At 65.2% G+C, this 17,166-nt stretch carries 13 protein-coding genes; 8 read left to right on the top strand and 5 right to left on the bottom strand.

Annotated elements, in window-relative coordinates:
* Nucleotides 1-164: 164 nt before the first annotated feature.
* The 3 genes from ACQ5BL_RS21285 to ACQ5BL_RS21275 form a co-directional block, all read right to left on the bottom strand.
* Nucleotides 165-1,349, bottom strand: a complete 1,185-nt coding sequence (locus tag ACQ5BL_RS21285; protein ID WP_243806982.1) for an MFS transporter — start codon at nucleotides 1,347-1,349, stop codon at nucleotides 165-167.
* Nucleotides 1,350-1,423: 74 nt separating this feature from the next.
* Nucleotides 1,424-1,768 (bottom strand): hypothetical protein, encoded by a 345-nt coding sequence (locus ACQ5BL_RS21280; RefSeq protein ID WP_243806981.1) that lies wholly within the window; start codon nucleotides 1,766-1,768, stop codon nucleotides 1,424-1,426.
* 83 nt (nucleotides 1,769-1,851) lie between these two features.
* Nucleotides 1,852-2,586, bottom strand: a complete 735-nt coding sequence (locus tag ACQ5BL_RS21275; protein ID WP_243806980.1) for a phosphoadenylyl-sulfate reductase — start codon at nucleotides 2,584-2,586, stop codon at nucleotides 1,852-1,854.
* Between the two features lie 188 nt (nucleotides 2,587-2,774).
* Between ACQ5BL_RS21275 and thrH the strand changes: the two genes are divergently transcribed.
* Nucleotides 2,775-3,392 (top strand): bifunctional phosphoserine phosphatase/homoserine phosphotransferase ThrH, encoded by a 618-nt coding sequence (gene thrH, locus ACQ5BL_RS21270; protein WP_243806979.1) that lies wholly within the window; start codon nucleotides 2,775-2,777, stop codon nucleotides 3,390-3,392.
* A 212-nt stretch (nucleotides 3,393-3,604) separates the two neighbouring features.
* Here thrH and pabB read toward each other — a convergent pair whose 3' ends face one another.
* Nucleotides 3,605-4,948, bottom strand: coding sequence for an aminodeoxychorismate synthase component I (pabB, locus tag ACQ5BL_RS21265; RefSeq protein ID WP_243806978.1), 1,344 nt, complete (start codon nucleotides 4,946-4,948; stop codon nucleotides 3,605-3,607).
* A 163-nt stretch (nucleotides 4,949-5,111) separates the two neighbouring features.
* On the opposite strand from pabB, the gene ACQ5BL_RS21260 reads away from it, so the two are divergent.
* The 7 genes from ACQ5BL_RS21260 (at nucleotide 5,112) to ACQ5BL_RS21230 (ending at nucleotide 15,937) form a co-directional block, all read left to right on the top strand.
* On the top strand, nucleotides 5,112-7,820 hold the full coding sequence (locus ACQ5BL_RS21260; RefSeq protein WP_243806977.1) for a LuxR C-terminal-related transcriptional regulator: 2,709 nt from the start codon (nucleotides 5,112-5,114) through the stop codon (nucleotides 7,818-7,820).
* Complete coding sequence (locus ACQ5BL_RS21255) at nucleotides 7,821-10,544, top strand: helix-turn-helix transcriptional regulator (protein ID WP_243806976.1); 2,724 nt, start codon at nucleotides 7,821-7,823, stop codon at nucleotides 10,542-10,544.
* 229 nt (nucleotides 10,545-10,773) lie between these two features.
* Nucleotides 10,774-11,229 carry a DUF6160 family protein gene (locus tag ACQ5BL_RS21250; RefSeq protein ID WP_243806975.1) on the top strand — a complete coding sequence of 152 codons (456 nt, stop codon included), beginning with the start codon at nucleotides 10,774-10,776 and terminating at the stop codon, nucleotides 11,227-11,229.
* A gap of 80 nt (nucleotides 11,230-11,309) precedes the next feature.
* The gene (locus ACQ5BL_RS21245) at nucleotides 11,310-12,071 is read left to right on the top strand and encodes a C39 family peptidase (protein ID WP_243806974.1); all 762 of its coding nucleotides are present in this window, start codon (nucleotides 11,310-11,312) and stop codon (nucleotides 12,069-12,071) included.
* Nucleotides 12,072-12,119: 48 nt separating this feature from the next.
* Complete coding sequence (locus tag ACQ5BL_RS21240) at nucleotides 12,120-13,124, top strand: transporter (protein WP_243806973.1); 1,005 nt, start codon at nucleotides 12,120-12,122, stop codon at nucleotides 13,122-13,124.
* A gap of 18 nt (nucleotides 13,125-13,142) precedes the next feature.
* Nucleotides 13,143-14,741 carry an outer membrane protein transport protein gene (locus ACQ5BL_RS21235; protein WP_243806972.1) on the top strand — a complete coding sequence of 533 codons (1,599 nt, stop codon included), beginning with the start codon at nucleotides 13,143-13,145 and terminating at the stop codon, nucleotides 14,739-14,741.
* Between the two features lie 11 nt (nucleotides 14,742-14,752).
* The gene (locus ACQ5BL_RS21230; RefSeq protein WP_430293234.1) at nucleotides 14,753-15,937 is read left to right on the top strand and encodes a MalM family protein; all 1,185 of its coding nucleotides are present in this window, start codon (nucleotides 14,753-14,755) and stop codon (nucleotides 15,935-15,937) included.
* Between the two features lie 239 nt (nucleotides 15,938-16,176).
* On the opposite strand, the gene ACQ5BL_RS21225 is transcribed toward ACQ5BL_RS21230, so the two are convergent.
* Complete coding sequence (locus ACQ5BL_RS21225) at nucleotides 16,177-17,163, bottom strand: alpha-L-glutamate ligase-like protein (RefSeq protein WP_207887185.1); 987 nt, start codon at nucleotides 17,161-17,163, stop codon at nucleotides 16,177-16,179.
* Nucleotides 17,164-17,166 lie beyond the last annotated feature (3 nt).

Genomic DNA, 17,166 nt, shown 5'->3' with positions numbered 1-17,166 from the left:
AGACTTTTGCCTACTTTGCGTCGTTTGGCAAAGTAGGTCGCCCGAGGGGGCGAAACAAAGTCTCTCAGCACACACCGAAGCGGCGCAGAAACACCAAACCCCAAAACGGCGGATAACGCTTGAGGCGTTATGCGCCCTACGAGGCTACAAAAAGAGGCGGTGCCTCAGCGAATCCGCCAGCGAAGCAGCAGCAACGCTGCGAAGGCCAGCCCGGCCCCGGCAAGGAAGGTCGCACTGGCCCCGAAGCCCTGCCAGAGCCAGCCCGCCAGCACACTAGCCAGCAACATGGCGACACCGCTTGCAAGGTTGAACACACCGAAGGCGGTGCCCTTGAGGTCGGCCGGCGTGGTGTCGGCGATCAGCGTGGCCAGCAGGCCCTGGGTGAAGCCCATATGCAATCCCCAGATGGCCACGCCAAGCAGCATCAAGGCCGTGGAGTCGGCCCAGGCCAACAGCAGGTCCGCCGCCACCAGCAGAATCATGCCGACGGCCAGCAGGCCGCTGCGGTCGGTGCGGTCGGACCACCAGCCCACCGGGTAGGCCGAGAGCATGAACAGCAGCGACATCACCACCATCACCACCGGCGTCCAGGCCATCGGCAGGCCCAGGTTCTGCGCCCGCAGCACGAGGAAAGCTTCGCTGAAGCGGGCGAGGGTGAACACCGCGCCAATCCCGACCACCCACCAGTAGCGTGCCGGGAAGCTGCGCAGCGCGTCGCGGTGGATCGGCGAGCGGAAGCGGTGGGGGCCGGCGGCATGTTCCGGCTCCTTGACGAAGAAGATGATCGCCAGCACCGCGAGGCCCGCCGGAATGCAGGCGAACCAGAACACCAGCGGCAGGTTGTTGCCCAGCCAGAGCATCAGGGCGATCGCCAGCAAGGGACCGGCGAAGGCGCCGACGGTGTCCATCGATTGGCGCAGGCCGAAGCAGGCGCCACGGATGGAAGGCGGCGCCACGTCGGCGATCAGCGCGTCGCGCGGTGCGCCACGAATGCCCTTGCCGATGCGGTCGAGCAGGCGTGCGGTGAAGATGGCTTCGCCGGAGGTGGCCAGCGGGAACAAGGGTTTGGACAGCGCGGCCAGGCCGTAGCCGAACAGCACCAGCCCCTTGCGCCGGCCGAGGAAGTCGCTGATGGCGCCGGAGAACACCTTGACGATCAGTGCGCTGGCCTCGGCGATGCCCTCGATCAGGCCGACGGTGACCATGCTCAGCCCCAGGCTGCCGACCAGGAACAGCGGCAGCAGGCTGTGCAGCAGCTCCGACGACACGTCCATGAACAGGCTGACGAAACCCAGTGCCCAGACGGTGCCGGGGATGCGGGGACGGGAGCGTTCCGAACCATCGGGCATGGCCGACGTCCTTGTGTGATGCGGGGCGGTCAGTATCGGTGACGGGAAATCAAGAAAGCGTCAAGCAGGCGGGTTCAGAGGCGGTCGAGATCGTCGCGGCTGGCCAGTTCCGCCAACGCTTCGCGGGAGTCCAGCGGCAGCTCGCCGCGGCCCTCCAGCACTTCATGGAGGAAGCTCATGAACACGGTGTAGACGACCTCGCGGCCATCGTCGTGGCGGACGACGAAGAAGGGCGCGGTGTCCACGCCGTACTGCGCGGCGACCATCCAGCCGGCGCTGCCGGGGTTGCGCTCGTCGGCGACCAGGGTGCGGTCGATGCGGTCGAGATAGCCGCCTTTTTCCAGTCGCTCGTGGACTTCGCGGCATTTGCGGCAGTCCTGGCCATCGGCCAGGACTTTCTTCACCAGGGTGATGCGCATGGGATTGGCTCCGCCGCAGGCATGCAGGCGTCCGATCCTGGCTGCGGTTGACGTAGGAATTTCCGTCAGCCGAGGGTAAGGCCTCAGGCCTTGCTGATCAAATTGCCGGCGTGCAGACCGCACTCCTTCTGGGTGGCTTCTTCCCACCACCAGCGGCCTTCGCGCTCGTGCTGGTTGGGCAGTACCGGGCGGGTGCAGGGCTCGCAGCCGATGCTGATGAAGCCACGCTCGTGCAGGCTGTTGTAGGGAATTTCCAGCATACGGATGTAGGCCCAGACTTCCTCGCTGCTCATGTTGGCCAGCGGGTTGAACTTGTACAGCGGCTTTTCCGGGGTGGAGAAGGCGCTGTCCAGTTCTACGACGGCGACCTGGCTGCGGGTGCCGGGGCTCTGGTCCTTGCGCTGGCCAGTGGCCCAGGCGGTGACGCCGGAAAGCTTGCGTTTGAGCGGCTCGATCTTGCGGATGCCGCAGCATTCGCCGTGGCCGTCCTTGTAGAAGCTGAACAGGCCCTTTTCCTTGACGAAGGCTTCCAGCAGGCGCGGATCAGGCGACATCACCTCGATGGCGATGCCGTAGTGCTCGCGCACCTGCTCGATGAAACGGTAGGTCTCGGGGTGCAGGCGCCCGGTATCCAGGCTGAAGACCTTCACGTTCTTGTTGAGCTTCCAGGCCATGTCCACCAGCACCACGTCCTCGGCGCCGCTGAAGGAGATCCACAGATCGTCGCCGAAGTGCTCGAAGGCGAACTTCAGGATGTCCTGGGGGGATTTGCTGGCAAAGCTCGCGGCGATTTCCGCGACGTCGAACGGATGGCTCATCAGGCGGTATTCCTAGTTTTGGTGGCGCAGGGCGCTCTTTGGCCGGATGGTAGCAAAGAGGCGGATATGCCCCTAAATAACCTTCAGGAAGGTGCACTGTAGTGTTCGGGTATAAGCGCCGCGTTGCGCCACCCGGAGCGAGCGGCTAGAGTGCCGCCTCTCAAGTCAAACCTGCGGGGAAATCGTTCGTGGAAATCGCCTGTCTCGACCTGGAAGGGGTTCTGGTTCCGGAAATCTGGATCGCCTTCGCTGAAAAAACCGGTATCGAAGCGCTCAAGGCGACGACTCGCGATATTCCGGATTACGACGTGCTGATGAAGCAGCGTCTGCGCATCCTCGACGAGCACGGCCTGAAGCTGTCCGACATCCAGGAAGTGATCGCCACCCTGGAGCCCCTGGAGGGCGCGGTGGAGTTCGTCGACTGGCTGCGCGAGCGCTTCCAGGTGGTGATCCTCTCCGACACCTTCTACGAATTCTCCCAGCCGCTGATGCGCCAGCTCGGTTTCCCGACCCTGCTGTGCCACAAGCTGATCACCGACGAGACCGACCGTGTGGTCGGCTACCAGCTGCGCCAGAAGGATCCGAAGCGCCAGTCGGTCATCGCCTTCAAGAGCCTGTACTACCGTGTGATCGCCGCAGGCGACTCCTACAACGACACCACCATGCTCTCCGAGGCCCACGCCGGCATCCTGTTCCACGCGCCGGACAATGTGATCCGCGAGTTCCCGCAGTTCCCGGCGGTGCACACCTATGAGGACCTGAAGAAGGAATTCCTCAAGGCGTCGAACCGTCAGCTCAGCCTGTAAGACCGGCTGTGACGAAAAAGCCCCGCGATTGCGGGGCTTTTCTTTTGCGGTGGCTTTTCGTAGGAGCGGACTTTGCCCCCCGAAGCTCTCCATGCCGGCCTATCGGCAGGATCGCGGATAAGATCCGCTCCTACGAGAGCGGTGCTGCGTTCGTTGTAGGAGCGCGCCATGCGCGCGATCGCGGGCATGGCCCGCTCCTACAGGGAGGCCGGTTACAGGCCTTCCAGCGTCCGCAACAGCACACCGACCTTGGTCAGCGACTCCTCGTACTCTTCCTCCCAGTCCGAGTCGGCGACGATGCCGCCGCCGCCCCAGCAACTGACCTGGCCGTCCCTCACCAGCAGGGTGCGGATGGCGATGGAGCTGTCCATCTCGCCGCGCACGTCGAGGTAGAGCAGGCTGCCGCAATAGATGCTGCGTCGGGTCGGCTCCAGTTCGTCGATGATCTGCATGGCGCGCACCTTCGGCGCGCCGGTGATGGAGCCGCCGGGGAAGCTGCCTTCGAGCAGGTCGAGTGCATCCTTGTCGGCCGCCAGCTCGCCGGTGACGCTGCTGACCAGGTGGTGGACGTTGGGGTAGGTCTCCAGCGCGAACAGTTCCGGCACCCGCACGCTGCCGGGGCTGCAGCTGCGGCCCAGGTCGTTGCGCAGCAGGTCGACGATCATCAGGTTCTCGGCGCGGTCCTTCTCGCTGGCCAGCAGCGCCTCGGCGTTGGCCTGGTCGGCTTCCGGCGTGGCGCCGCGCGGGCGGGTGCCCTTGATCGGGCGGGTCTCCACCTGTCCGCCGTGGAGCTGGATGAAGCGCTCCGGCGACAGGCTCAGCACCGCGCCTTCGGGCAGTTCCAGGTAGCCGGCGAAGGGCGTCGGGCAGGCTTCGCGCAGCGCCTGGTAGGCCAGCCACGGCGAGCCGCTGCAGGGCGCGCGGAAGCGCTGGGTGTAGTTCACCTGGTAGCAGTCGCCGTCGAGGATGTAGCGGTGCACCCGGTCCAGGGCATCGCAGTACTGCTCGCGGGCTAGGTCCGGGCGGAACGGTGCGCCCAGGCGGAAGGGCGGCAACGGTTCGGCCCGCGCACCGCTTTCGAACAGCGCGATCAGCCGCTCGCGCTCGCCCGGCGCAAGGGTCGGGTGGAACACCAGCTGGCTGGTGCATGTCTGGTGATCGGTGATCTGCGCCCAGGCGTAGAGGCCGAGGCGGGCATCGGGTAGGTCGAGGTCGTCGAGCGCGGGGGCAGACAGGCGTTCGATGCGGCGGCCGAAGTCGTAACTCAGGTAGCCGATCACTCCGCCGACGAACGGCAACTTCCGGTCGTCCGGCAGCCGGGCTTCGCCCAGGCTCTGCAACGCACTTCTTACCCTGGCGAAAAAGCCCTTGGCCGATTCGTCGGCGGTCGGTGCCAGTTCTGCCAATGGCCAGGCGCTCAGAAGGTCATAGCGTCCACGGGTGGCAAAAGGTCGACCGGCGTCCAGCAGGACGGCGCCGGGGGCTCGATGGATCAGGGCGAAGCGGTCACCAGGGTCTTCCTGATAGGGAAGAGGGTGTATGAAACAGTGAGGCATGAGTGAAAGCGTGCAAGGCGAATGGGAGGTTTCAGACCGTCTGAATCGTCGATCCTAGAGCCATTTCTTCAGTTTACGTAGGAAACGCATTCTGTTAAGAATTGAATTATCCCGCGGGGATTATGCTCCGTACCACAACGATAATGACATAGGGATACAGGCCGTGGATGTAGTACTTGAGCCCGCAGCCGGCAGCCTTTCGCGCTCCAGATTAACACCCCCTCAGGTGCCTGCTGATTATTTGATGCGTCCCCGACTCCAGAACGCTCTGGATCGTCATCCATACGCCTCCGTGCTTTCGTTCACCGCGCCGGTCGGTTTTGGCAAGACCAGCGCGCTGGCGGCACTGGCCAGGGCGCGTGAACACGGCGGTGAAGCCGTCGCCTGGATTTCGCTCGAAGAACAGGACGACGACCCCGGCCGCTTCTGCCTGAAGCTCATCCAGGCCTTGTCCGGCGTCCTGCCGGGCATCGGCGAGGATGCCCAGGGCTACTTGCAGAACACCATGCGCGTGCCGGTGGTGGCGGTGATGGAAAGCCTGCTGATCGACCTGTCACGCCATGAGCACAAGGTGCTGCTGGTGCTGGACGACCTGCACGCGATCAGCCATGCCGACGTGTTCTCCGGCCTCAACCGTCTGGTGCAGTACGCGCCCCCCGGGCTCACCCTGGCCATCGGCAGCCGCTCGCAACCCCCGCTGAACCTCGCCACTTGGCGCGCCAAGGGGCTGCTGCTGGAGATCGGCCAGGACGAACTGCGCCTGAGCGAGGACGAAACCCGCGAATACCTCGCCCGCGACGGCCTGCAACTGGACGATAGCTGCTTGCGCAATCTGCACAGCCAGACCGAAGGGTGGGTGGCCGGGGTGCACCTGGTCAGCCTGTGGCTGCGCCAGCAGCCGGGTGCGCCGGAAGACCTCAAGCCGCTCAGCGCCGACAAGGCCGCCGTCGGCGATTACCTGCTGCGGGTGGTGTTCGAGCGCCTGCCGGGCGATATCCAGGACGCGTTGCTGGCGCTGGGCATCGCCAACCGGCTGAATGGCGACCTGGCCAATACCCTGACCGGCCGCCAGGACGGCCAGGCGCTGCTGGAGCGCCTGGACAGCATGCAGCTGTTCCTCCTGCCGCTGGACCGCGATCGCCAGTGGTACCGCTTCCACCAACTGTTCGCCGATTTCCTCCGCGCGCGCCTGCGCGAGCGCGATCCGGAACGCTTCAAGCAACTGCATTTCAACGCCAGCCTGTGGTTCACCAACCACCACATGCCGACCCTGGCCATCGAGCACGCGTGCCTCGCCGAGGACCCGGAGATGCTCGCCGCGCTGGTAGATGGCTGCGGCCTGGAACTGATCAACCGCGGCCAGCTGTACCTGATCTCGCGCTGGCGCCGCCACGTGCCGAACGAGATCGCCGAGCGCTATCCGATCCTGGTGCTCAGCGATGTCTGGACCCGCGCCTCCGACCTCAGCCTGCCCGACGCCAACCGCATGATCGATGAGCTGCTGGCGCGCTGGGGCGACCACAAGGGCAGCGGCCCGATGGGCGACCAGTACCTCTCCGCGCTGGCGGTGAAGGCGGTGCTGGCGCTGCAGAAGGACGACCTGGAGCAGTGCATCACCCTGGCCCGCAAGGTCGAGAGCCAGCTGGGGCGCAACTCCGCCTTCCTCGAAGGCGCCGTGTTGCTGATCGCCGCCTTCGCCCAGGTGGTACGTGGTCAGGCCGACCAGGCCCGGCGGCTGATGGGGCTGGCGCAGCAGCGCAATCATTTCCTCGATGGCCGCTACCTGCACATGCAACTCTCCACCATCGAGGTGGTGCTGGCGCTGGAGCAGGGCCAGGTCAAGCAGGCGCAGCTGCTCATCGAGCGTCTTCGCCAGCAGGCCATGCCGCTGTTCGACAAGCGCTCCCAGGCCCTGGCGCTGCCGACCATCGCCGAGGCGCTGACCGCCTACTACCGCACCGAAGTCGACGGCCTCGAAGAGCGCCTGCGCTGGGCACTGGGGCGGGTTGACGTGGTCAACCCGATCGACCTCTACGCCCAGGGCATGCAGTGCCTGGCGCGCATCCAGCGCCTGCAGGGGCGAGGCAAGGAAGCGCTGGCCACCCTCGGGCTGATGCAGACCCTGGCCTCGCGCAACCAGTCCTGGCGTTTCTTCGCCATGGCGGTGGGTGAGGAGATCAACCTGATCCTCCAGGAGCCGGCCGCCGACCGCTGCAAGCGCGCCGAGCAGCGCCTGAAGGCCATCGACTGGCAGAAGCTCGCCAGCCACTACAAGCAGATGCCGTTCAACCCGGTGCTCTGGGTACTGGGCATCAGCCGTGTGCGCCTGTTGCAGGCGCGCGGGCATTTCAGCGAGGCGCTGCACGAGATCACCCAGCTGCGCGGCATGCTGCAGCCGGGCTGGCATGGCCTGCAGCGCCTGCGCCTGGATCTGCTGGCAGCGTTGAGCTACCAGCGCCTGGGTTACCAGGAGCGTTCCCACAGCCTGCTCGGGCAATGCCTGGCTGGCGCCGAGCGGGAAGGGGTGCGGAGCATTTTCATCGAAGAAGGTGAGGGGATTCGCCAGCTGCTGCAGCAGCTCGAGTCCACTGAGCGACAACCGGCCCTGCAGGCGTTCATTCGAACGATGCTGACCGTCTGGCCGGGGCAGGAAGCACGCAGGTCGCCCGAAGCGCTCGAGGAAGGTCTGACCGACCGCGAGCGCGAGGTGGTGTGCCTGGCCGCGCAGGGGCTCTCCAACGAGGAGATCGGCCGACAGCTGTCGCTGGCGCTCGGTACCGTCAAATGGCACCTGCACAACATCTACGAGAAGCTCAAGGTACGCAATCGTACCCAGGCGATCCGCCGTGCCCGCGAGCTGAGTCTGCTCTGAATGACGACCCTGACCTCCCTGCCGCAGCCGCCGATGCCGCTGCTGCGTACCAAACTGTTCCCGCCGCGCACCGACAGCACCGTTCTGTTGCCGCGCCGCGCGCTGATCGATCGCCTGTTCGCCGCCCGCCAGCAGCGGGTTCTGGTGCTCAGCGCGCCGGCGGGGTTCGGCAAGAGCACCGCGCTCAGCCTGTTTCGCCAGCGTTTGCAGCAGAGCGGGGCGCGGGTGGCCTGGCTGTCCTGCGACGAGGGCGACAGCGAGCCGCAGCGCCTGGTGCAGTACCTGGTGGCGAGCATCTGCAGCGTCGAGGAAGGCTTCGGCGTCAACACATCGAACCTGCTGCAGTCGGACATGACCCTGCCGCTGGAGGGCATCATCGATGCATTCCTCTCCGATCTGCGGCGGCTCGACGGACCGCTGTACCTGTTCCTCGATGACTTCCACCAGATTCGCCATCCGGCCCTGGCCCACGGTGCGCGCTACCTGATCGAGCACCTGCCGGAGAACGTGCGGCTGGTCACCAGCACCCGCTATCGCCCGCGCTTCCTGGTCGACGAGCCGGCGCTGGCGCCGCTGACCTTCTGCCTGAGCGGCGACGACCTGCGCCTGACCCGTGAAGAGACCGATACCTACCTCATCGAGCTCAAGGGCCTGTCGCTCAGCGACGCCGAGCTCAAGCTGCTGCACAAGCGCACCGAGGGCTGGATCACCGCGTTGCACCTGGCGGCGCTGGCGCTGGCGCGGCATCCGGACCGTGCGGCGTTCCTCAAGGGGTTGTCCGGCTCCGAGCGCGACCTCGCCGACTACCTGGCCGAGGATGTGCTGCGCAGCCTGCCCGAATCGCTGCAGCAGTTCCTCGACCAGACCTCGGTGCTGGATGAGTTCTGCGCCGAGCTGTGCAACGCCCTGACCGGCCGTCGCGATGGCTTGGACATGCTGATGCGGCTGCAGAACGAGCAGTTGTTCATCATCCCGCTGGACGACCAGCGCGAGTGGTTCCGTTACCACCACCTGTTCGCCGAATTTCTCCAGGGCCGGCTGGCCCGGCACTCGGACCCGGCACCGCTGCTGCATGCCGCCGCGCGCTGGTGCGAAAGCCACGACATGGCCGACCGCGCGATCAAGTACGCGCTGCGCGCCCGCGACTACGCTTTCGCCGCCGACCTGCTGGAGCGCCAGGGCGCCAAGCTGATCGCCGGCAACCGCGTGTACGGCATTCTCGGCATGCTCGGCAGCATTCCCGCCGAGGTGATCCGCGAGCATCCGGTGTTCCAGATCTTCTATGCCTGGCAGCTGGCCTTCGAGCAGAAGTTCGCCGAGGCCGAGGCGCTGATCGAGGAGCTCAGCGTCCGGCTGCTGCAAGGGCAGGGCAAGGTGCGCAACTTCGGCCTGGCCGAGTTGCTGGCGGTGGCCCAGGTGCTCAAGGCGCTGGTGCTGTTGTATCAGGACAAGCTGGAGGGCTGCCTGAAGGTGGCCCGGCAGTGGCTGGCGCTGGTGCCGGGCAACCAGCCGGTGTTCCGCGCCAGCCTGTCGTGCATCCAGGCGGCGGCTTATGCGCTGCTGGGGGATTACGCCGAGGCGGCGAGCGCCATCGGTGTCGCCCGCGAATGCCTGCGCATGGCCGACAGCGAATACCTGCAGGTCGTTGCGAGCATGATCGAGGCGCTGATCTGCAAGGAGCGCGGGGAGCTGGAGCGTGGCCGGACCATTGCCGAGAGCGCGCGCAGCCGGGTGGAGCGGGTGTTCGGCCGGCGCAGCCGGGTTGGCGGCCCGCTGTCGCTGGCCTATGCCGACATCCTCTACGAGCAGGATCGGCATGCCGCGATCCTTGCCGAACTGCCCCTGGCGACCACCTGGCGCGACGTTGCCACCCCCGTGGAACTGATCAATCGCGGCCAGTTGGTGATGGCCAGGGCGCGTTTCTTCGCCGGCGAGGCCGAACAAGGGTTGGCCCAGCTCGACGAATGGCTGGTCGGCCTGCAGTCGCCGGGCTATGAGCGGGTCTATGCGCTGTCCATGAGCTGCAAGGTGCAGTTGCTGCTGTGGATGCGCCGGCCCAACGAGGCGGAGCGGGTGTGCCTGCAACTGGCGCGGCACTTCTCCGGGCTCTCCACCGAGCGATACGCCGACGCCCAGGCCGCGCTGGTGATGGCCGAGGCGCGCCTGGCGTTGTCCGAGCGCCATGCCGAACGCGCGCAGCAGCGTCTGGAAGCCTGTCTGGCGGGCTTCACCTCGCCCTATCAGCGCGACCGGCGGTTGCGTCTGTCGTTGTTACTTTCTGTGGCGTTCTGGCAGAAAGGTAACAGCGAAAAAGCCTTCGCCTTGTTCGCGCCGACGCTGGAGGAGGCGTGGAACCTGGGGTACCGCCGGCTGTTCCAGGACGACGCGCTGTGGCTGCTGCCGCTGTGGGAGGCCTGGAAGGCCGCCGAGCCCAAGCGCGCATCGGCGTGGCAGGGGGTGGCGGAAATGCTCCGCGAGCAGTGCCGCAGGCTCTCCGTGGACCCTGAAAGTTTCGATGAAAATCAAGATGTTAGTCACCGCGAGCGGGAGATCCTGCGGCTCGTGGCGGCGGGCTTGTCGAACCGGGATATCGCCCAAGCGGTGCATCTGTCGGAGGCCACCATCAAGTGGCACCTGCACAACCTGTTCGCCAAGCTCGGCGTGCGCAGCCGGACCCAGGCGGTACTCAAGGGCAAGAGTCTGGGACTGCTCAGCGAAGCCTGAGTCAGACGGTTGGTTTTGCGCCATCCCTTGGATGGGCTGGCAGGTGGGGAGCGGGTCAGTAGCTTGGAGACCAGGACGCGAAGCATGGTGCTTCACGAATCCATGCCCACGGCGCCTAGGGAAGCAGTCGTGGGTCTGGAGGGCCGGCGTAGCCGGCCTACCTGCAGCGGGGCAGGACGCCTCCTGCAGTGCCTGGGGCAACCCACCTGAACACTGGAGAGAAATAACAATGAAAAAAATCAAGCAACTGGTTCTTGCAAGCGCAGTTCTGGCCACTCCGTTCCTGGCACATGCCGACATGCAATCCATGGATGACGCTGCTCTGTCCGGTGTGACCGGCCAGGACGGCATCAGCATCGCCGGTACCTTCAACGCATCCATCGGCGCTGTCACCTACAAGGACGCCGACACCAACGGCGGCACCCTGTCCCTGGAAGGCATCCACCTGCCCAGCCTGACCATCGCCGACAACGCCCCGATGACCATCGACGTGGTGACCACCAATATCACCCCGGCCGGTGGCGGCACCGCTGTTGCCACCCAGCAGCTCGCCATCGGTCTGCCCTCCGTGACCGGCGACGTGACCGTCGACGCCGTCAAGGTCGGCTCCGGCGCCAGCATTGGCTCCCTGACCATTTCCAACCTGAACCTGGCCGGTTCGACCGTGAAAGTCTGGGGTCACTGATCCCCGAGGTTGCAAGCGCAGTAACCCTTGCCGGCATCTGCCGGCAAGGTCCTTCCGGGTGTTGAGTAGTAGGGGGTGGGATGTTCGAGATTCTGCTGGGAAGCCTGCTGGGGCTGTTCGGTTTCACCCAGGCCGTGGATACCAAGCCACAACAGCAGGGCACAGTGAACATCTCGCAGCCGCTCACGCCCAATGGCCCGCTCCGCGAGTCGGTACAGCTTGAACCGATGAGCCAGGTGCAGTTCCGCAACGTCATCCACCAGGCCTATGACTACAGCTGTGGCTCGGCGGCGCTGACCACGCTGCTGGACTACTACCTGGGGCGCAACCTGGAAGAGCGTCAGGTCATGGAGGGCCTGATCAAATACGGCGAGGCCGACAAGATCGTCCAGCGCCGTGGTTTCTCGCTTCTGGACATGAAGCGCTACGCCGCTGCACTCGGCTACAAGAGTGGCGGCTTCCGTGCCGAGTTCTCCGACCTGGACTCGCTCGAACACCCGGCGCTGGTGCCGATCCACTATGCCGGCTTCAAGCATTTCGTCGTGGTCCGCGATGTCTACAACGACCACGTCTTCGTTGCCGATCCTGCCTTGGGCAACATCAGTTTTACCCGCGCCCGTTTCGAGGACATCTGGGACCAGAACGTCCTGTTCGTCATCTACCCCAGCGGCCAGGAGCCGAAGAATGCCCTGGCGCTGCGGGACGACGACATGCGTCTGGTGGACGACCGCACCGTCAGCTTGCTGGCATTCCGGGAGTTCCCGGAGATGAGCAAGTTCACCCAGAACCAGATTGGCGAAGCCGCCACCAATGGAGATGTGCAGTACATCCGGCGCAACTGATTGCCCGATCGGCCCGTACGAATAAGAACAAGACCAGGGGATAGCAACATGAATTTGAAGGGGTTTGCGTGCGTTGCCGCTCTGGCCTTGCTGGTCAGCGCCGCCGCCAAGGCGGAGGAGGCGTCCTCCGAGGACGCACGCGATGCGCTGGCCAAGAAGGACACCGACGCCGACAGCGCCAAGGCGCTGGAGCAGGTGTTCCAGGCCACCGAGAAGAGCTACACCCTGCTCAAGAAGGGCGAGCGCCAGCTCACCTATGGATTCGACTATTCGCTGATGCGCGACACCCGCATCCAGGCCGTGCGCTCCGGCGAGAACGTCTACAGCGTACTGGCGCAGAGCGAGGCGCAGCACACCTTCACCAACTCGTTCACCTTCGACTACGGCATCTGGGACAACCTGACCTTCAGCATGCGCCTGCCGTTCGTGGCCAAGTACGACACCGAACGTGACATCCATGCCTACAGCCTGGGCGACATCTCCGCGACCCTGCGCTGGCAGCCGTGGGAGTCGCGCCGCGGCCGCCCGGTCACCACCCTCTACGCCACCCTCGGCCTGCCCACCGGCGACAGCCCCTACGACATGAACGTCGAGAAGGACGTCTCCACCGGCAACGGCTACTACAGCCTGGGCGTGGGCGCCAACACCTCCTACGTGATCGACCCGGTCGTGCTCTACGGCTCGCTCGGTTACACCTACAACATGCAGGTCGACGACATCCACCAGTACCAGTACGGCGAAGAACTGGAGAAGGTGGTGCCCGGCGATACCATCAACTTCGCCATGGGCATGGCCTACGCGCTGTCCTATGACGTCTCGCTCGCCACCTCCTACCAGATGGCCTACTCGCTGAAGAACAAGTACTACTTCAACGACCGCACGGTGGAGGCGCCCGAGCAGACCAGCGCGATCATGAACTTCTCGCTCGGTTTGCGAACGTCACCCGACTACATCGTCAACGTGAACGCCGGTTTCGGTATGACCGAAGATTCGCCGGATGTGCTGCTGGGGCTGTCCCTTCCCCTGGATATCCAAGGCCTCAAGGCCCAGTAACCGACGAGCGAACACCACATGACAATGCGCATTTCGCCACTCGCCCTGGCGATGGCAGGGGTGAGTCTTGGCTGGTCGTCGCTGGCCGGCGCCCAACTGGCCAACGACCTGACCATCGGCAACCCCAAGGCCATGGCCATGGCCAACGCCGTCACCGCCGACTCCACCGGCATCGACGCGGTGCACTACAACCCCGCGGCACTGACCAAGCTCAAGGGTCGGCAGACCCAGCTCAAGCTGGTTTCCGGGGTCATGGATATCCGCGCCGACTTCAAGGCGCCGCCGAACTATGGCGATGCCGCGTTCGGCCTGGACGACGACCCGGTGGCCAACAGCAGCAGCCGTACCCTGACGCCGACCATGTACCTGCCGGGCCTGGGCGGGATGACCGACATGCCGTTGCTGGTGGCTCCGCTGGCCGGGGTGTCGATCAACCCGCCGGGGTCGAAATTCACCTTCGCCACCAACGTCTACGCGCCCCAGGCGCTGGGGTACTCGCGCGACTCCGACAGTGATCCGGCGCGCTTCGAAGGACGCCGGGTGTCGTTGCAGCGCATCACCTACTTCTCGCCCTCGGTGGGCTACGAGGTCAACGACACGCTATCGGCGGGCCTGTCGATCGGCTTCTCGCACCAGGCGATGGCGCTGGATACCGACTTCCGCAACCCCGGCCTGCTCACCGGCCTGCTGCAGACTTTGCACGACACCACCTGCGTGCCGGGCGCACAGGAAATCGTCGAACTGGTGTTCAACGTCTGCGGCGGCCGCATCGGCCCCTACGACTCGCTGGCCAACCTGAAGCTGGACATGCAGCAGAGCCTCTCGCCGAGCTTCAACCTCGGTGTGCTGTGGGAACCCCGCGACTGGTTCGCCTGGGGCGCGACCTACCAGAGCGAGTCGCGCATGCACCTCAAGGGCAAGTACCGGGTCGATTACAGCAAGGACTGGCAGGGCTTCTGGTCGGGCCTGCAGGGCTCGATCTTCGGCGCCTTCCTCAGCCCGCTGTTCCCCTACGGCAATACCGACGAGGAACACGGCGTGGCGACCATGAACATGGTCAACCCGGACAGCTTCTCCACCGGCATCAAGCTGCGCCCGTTCGACAAGTGGCAGTTCAACTTCGATCTGAAGTGGACCGACTACAGCGACTGGAACAAGCTGGAAATCGAGTTCGACAAGGAGCTCGACCTGCTGCGCATCGCCAAGAACTTCGCGCCCAATGGCGCCACCGACCACAGCATCATCCTCGACCGCGGCTACCAGGACACCTGGAGCTACGCCATGGGCATGCAGTACGACGTCAACGACCGCCTGCAGCTGCGCGCCGGCTACGAGTACCGCCCTTCGGCGATCCCCAAGGACAAGGCCGATGCCCTGGTGCCGATCGGCGACGCCGACCTCTACGGCCTGGGCCTGGGCTACCAGTGGGACAAGGACACGGTGATCGATCTGGGCTTCAACTACTTCGTCTCCAAGCAGAGCATCAAGTCCGGCACCAGCTGCAACCTGAACTGCACCGGCATCGACAACCTGGTCTACAACCCCTACGCGGGGCTTGACGTCAGCACCACGGTGAAGGCCTATATCTTCGCCATGACGTATCGGACGACTTTCTGAGGGCATCGGACATGGGCAAGCGGACTCTGCTGACAGGCTGCCTGATCGCCGCCGGACTGGCTGCCCCGGCGATGCAGGCTGCCAGCGGGCGATACCTGTCCTGGGTGGACGACAACGGCCAGGTGCACAATACCTTCGTCGACGCCAGCTTCAGCCAGCAGCAGCGCCAAGCCGACAAGCGCATCGACCAGAGCGACCGCGCTCGCCAGCTCGACGCGTCCGGCACCCAGTGGCCGGGCACGCAGGCGTCCGGGGAGAGCAAGCGCCGCTACTTCACCTGGGTCGATGCCCAGGGCAACCTGCAGAACAGCTTCTATGCCGCCGGCCAGGTGCCGCCGGGCCGCACCGATTACGTGTTGCCCAACGGCGACCGTTCCTCCGAGTACATTGATGCCGAGGCGTACGAGGACAAGGGCTTCGTCCGCAGCGAGAACGGCAACCCGTACTACACCTGGGTCGACGAGAAGGGCCACATGCACAACTCGCCGATCAGCGCCGAGCAACGCGCCGAAGCCTTCCGTCGGGGCGAGGAGGGTGGCGGCAAGGTCGCCTATACCGAGGGACGGCAGATCGAGTTCAAGTCGCGTCCGGCGAACCTGCCCGGGCTGGACGGCAGCGGCGAGCAGTCCGATGCGATGAAGGCGCTGCTCAAGGGCAGCGGCAAGACCCTCGACGACCTCTACCAGGACCTGCAGCGCCGCTGCTGCGAGCAGATGGCCGATGGCGACTTCACCGAGCTGAGCGCGGAGGAGCCGCGCTTCGAGGAGCTGAACAAGTTCTCCCCGAGCTTCGACTTCCCCATGGGCAAGAGCTACTTCGTGGCGATGAAGCTGCCCAGTTCGCAGCGGGTCTACGGCCTGCGCGTGCGCAGCTTCGCCAACCACCAGGTGGTCTATCCGTCGCTGCTGTTCCTCGACGAACGCAAGCGCCCGACCCGGCTGGTCAGCGATGCGGTGTACAAGCTCAACCCGGAAACCTGGTACCGCTATGCCTTCATCGAAGGCACGGTACCGGTGCGCGCCAACCAGGGCGAGCGCTATGTGCTGCTGCTGACCACCGATGAAGACCGCAGCCTGCAGACCCTCGACAACAAACCCTACAAGCGCCCGCTTGAAGACCTGGCGGTGAACGAGGCGGGGATGAAGGTGCGCGAGCATGGCGACCAGGGTGGGTTCGAGTTGGCCGTTGTACGCTGACGAGGTTCGTTCTCGCGCCGGGCTGTTTTTGTAGGAGCGAGCTTGCTCGCGAACCGCCCAACACCGAGGTGGCCGGGAATCTGTTCGCGAGCAAGCTCGCTCCTACAGGCTTACGCCGATGCTCATTGTAGGAGCGCCCCATGGGCGCGATCGCGGGCGTGGCCCGCTCCTACAGGGCTACACCTTGAAGCCATGAAAAAGCCCGGCAATCGCCGGGCTCTTTCATGGGGCAGGGCGCCTCAGATTTCCTTCGGCCGCACGTGCCCGAACAACTGCTGGGTGAAGCGCACGCGCTCCTCCACGGTCTCCTTCACGCCCTTGGCTTCCATCTCGGCGATGTGCGCTTCGACGGCATGGGTACGCAGGGTCAGGCCGCAGTCGTTGGCGATCTGGATGTTCAGGCCGGGGCGGGCGTTGAGCTCCAGGATCAGCGGGCCCTTGTCCTGGTCCAGCACCATGTCCACGCCGATGTAGCCCAGGCCGCACAGCTCGTAGCAGCCGGCGGCGAGCTTCATGAAGCCGTCCCAGTTGGGCAACTGCACGCCGTCCACCGCGTTGGTGGTGTCCGGGTGCTTGCTGATCTTGTTGTTCAGCCAGGTGCCGCGCAGGGTCTGTCCGGTGGCCAGGTCCACCCCCACGCCGATGGCGCCCTGGTGCAGGTTGGCCTTGCCGTTGGACTGGCGGGTCGGCAGGCGCAGCATCGCCATCACCGGGTAGCCCATCAGCACGATGATGCGGATGTCCGGTACGCCCTCGTAGCTGATGCTCTTGAAGATCTGGTCCGGGGTCACGCGGTACTCGATCAGCGCACGGTCGCGGTGACCGCCCAGGGAGTACAGGCCGGTGAGGATGCTCGACAGCTGGTGCTCGATTTCCTCGTGGCTGATGATCCGCCCGGACACCGTCTTGTAGCGCCCCTCGAAGCGGTCGGCGATCACCAGGATGCCGTCGCCGCCGGCGCCCTGCGCCGGCTTGATCACGAAGTCGCTGCGGTCGCCGATGATTTCCGGCAGGCGCTCGATTTCCTTCTCGGTGGAGATGATCCCGTACATTTCCGGTACGTGGATGCCCGCTTCGATGGCACGCTGCTTGGTGATGATCTTGTCGTCGACGATCGGGTACAGGTGCCGCTGGTTGTACTTGAGCACGTAGTCCGCGTTACGCCGATTGATACCCATGATGCCGAGGGCACTCAGGGCTTTCCAACGCTTGATCAGGCCGAACATGGC

This window comes from Pseudomonas sp. B1-22 (assembly GCF_050474425.1).
Taxonomy (GTDB): Bacteria; Pseudomonadota; Gammaproteobacteria; order Pseudomonadales; family Pseudomonadaceae; genus Pseudomonas.
The sequence above is the reverse complement of the archived record's forward strand: the minus strand, read 5'-3'. Positions and strand labels throughout refer to the sequence as shown.

What these genes read in the sequence shown, in the direction of transcription:
- ACQ5BL_RS21285 (WP_243806982.1), bottom strand. Translation starts at nt 1,349, where the DNA reads ATGCCCGATGGTTCGGAACGCTCCCGTCCCCGCATCCCCGGCACCGTC.
- ACQ5BL_RS21280 (WP_243806981.1), bottom strand. Translation starts at nt 1,768, where the DNA reads ATGCGCATCACCCTGGTGAAGAAAGTCCTGGCCGATGGCCAGGACTGC.
- ACQ5BL_RS21275 (WP_243806980.1), bottom strand. Translation starts at nt 2,586, where the DNA reads ATGAGCCATCCGTTCGACGTCGCGGAAATCGCCGCGAGCTTTGCCAGC.
- pabB (WP_243806978.1), bottom strand. Translation starts at nt 4,948, where the DNA reads ATGCCTCACTGTTTCATACACCCTCTTCCCTATCAGGAAGACCCTGGT.
- ACQ5BL_RS21255 (WP_243806976.1), top strand. Translation starts at nt 7,821, where the DNA reads ATGACGACCCTGACCTCCCTGCCGCAGCCGCCGATGCCGCTGCTGCGT.
- ACQ5BL_RS21250 (WP_243806975.1), top strand. Translation starts at nt 10,774, where the DNA reads ATGAAAAAAATCAAGCAACTGGTTCTTGCAAGCGCAGTTCTGGCCACT.
- ACQ5BL_RS21245 (WP_243806974.1), top strand. Translation starts at nt 11,310, where the DNA reads ATGTTCGAGATTCTGCTGGGAAGCCTGCTGGGGCTGTTCGGTTTCACC.
- ACQ5BL_RS21240 (WP_243806973.1), top strand. Translation starts at nt 12,120, where the DNA reads ATGAATTTGAAGGGGTTTGCGTGCGTTGCCGCTCTGGCCTTGCTGGTC.
- ACQ5BL_RS21235 (WP_243806972.1), top strand. Translation starts at nt 13,143, where the DNA reads ATGACAATGCGCATTTCGCCACTCGCCCTGGCGATGGCAGGGGTGAGT.
- ACQ5BL_RS21230 (WP_430293234.1), top strand. Translation starts at nt 14,753, where the DNA reads ATGGGCAAGCGGACTCTGCTGACAGGCTGCCTGATCGCCGCCGGACTG.
- ACQ5BL_RS21225 (WP_207887185.1), bottom strand. Translation starts at nt 17,163, where the DNA reads ATGTTCGGCCTGATCAAGCGTTGGAAAGCCCTGAGTGCCCTCGGCATC.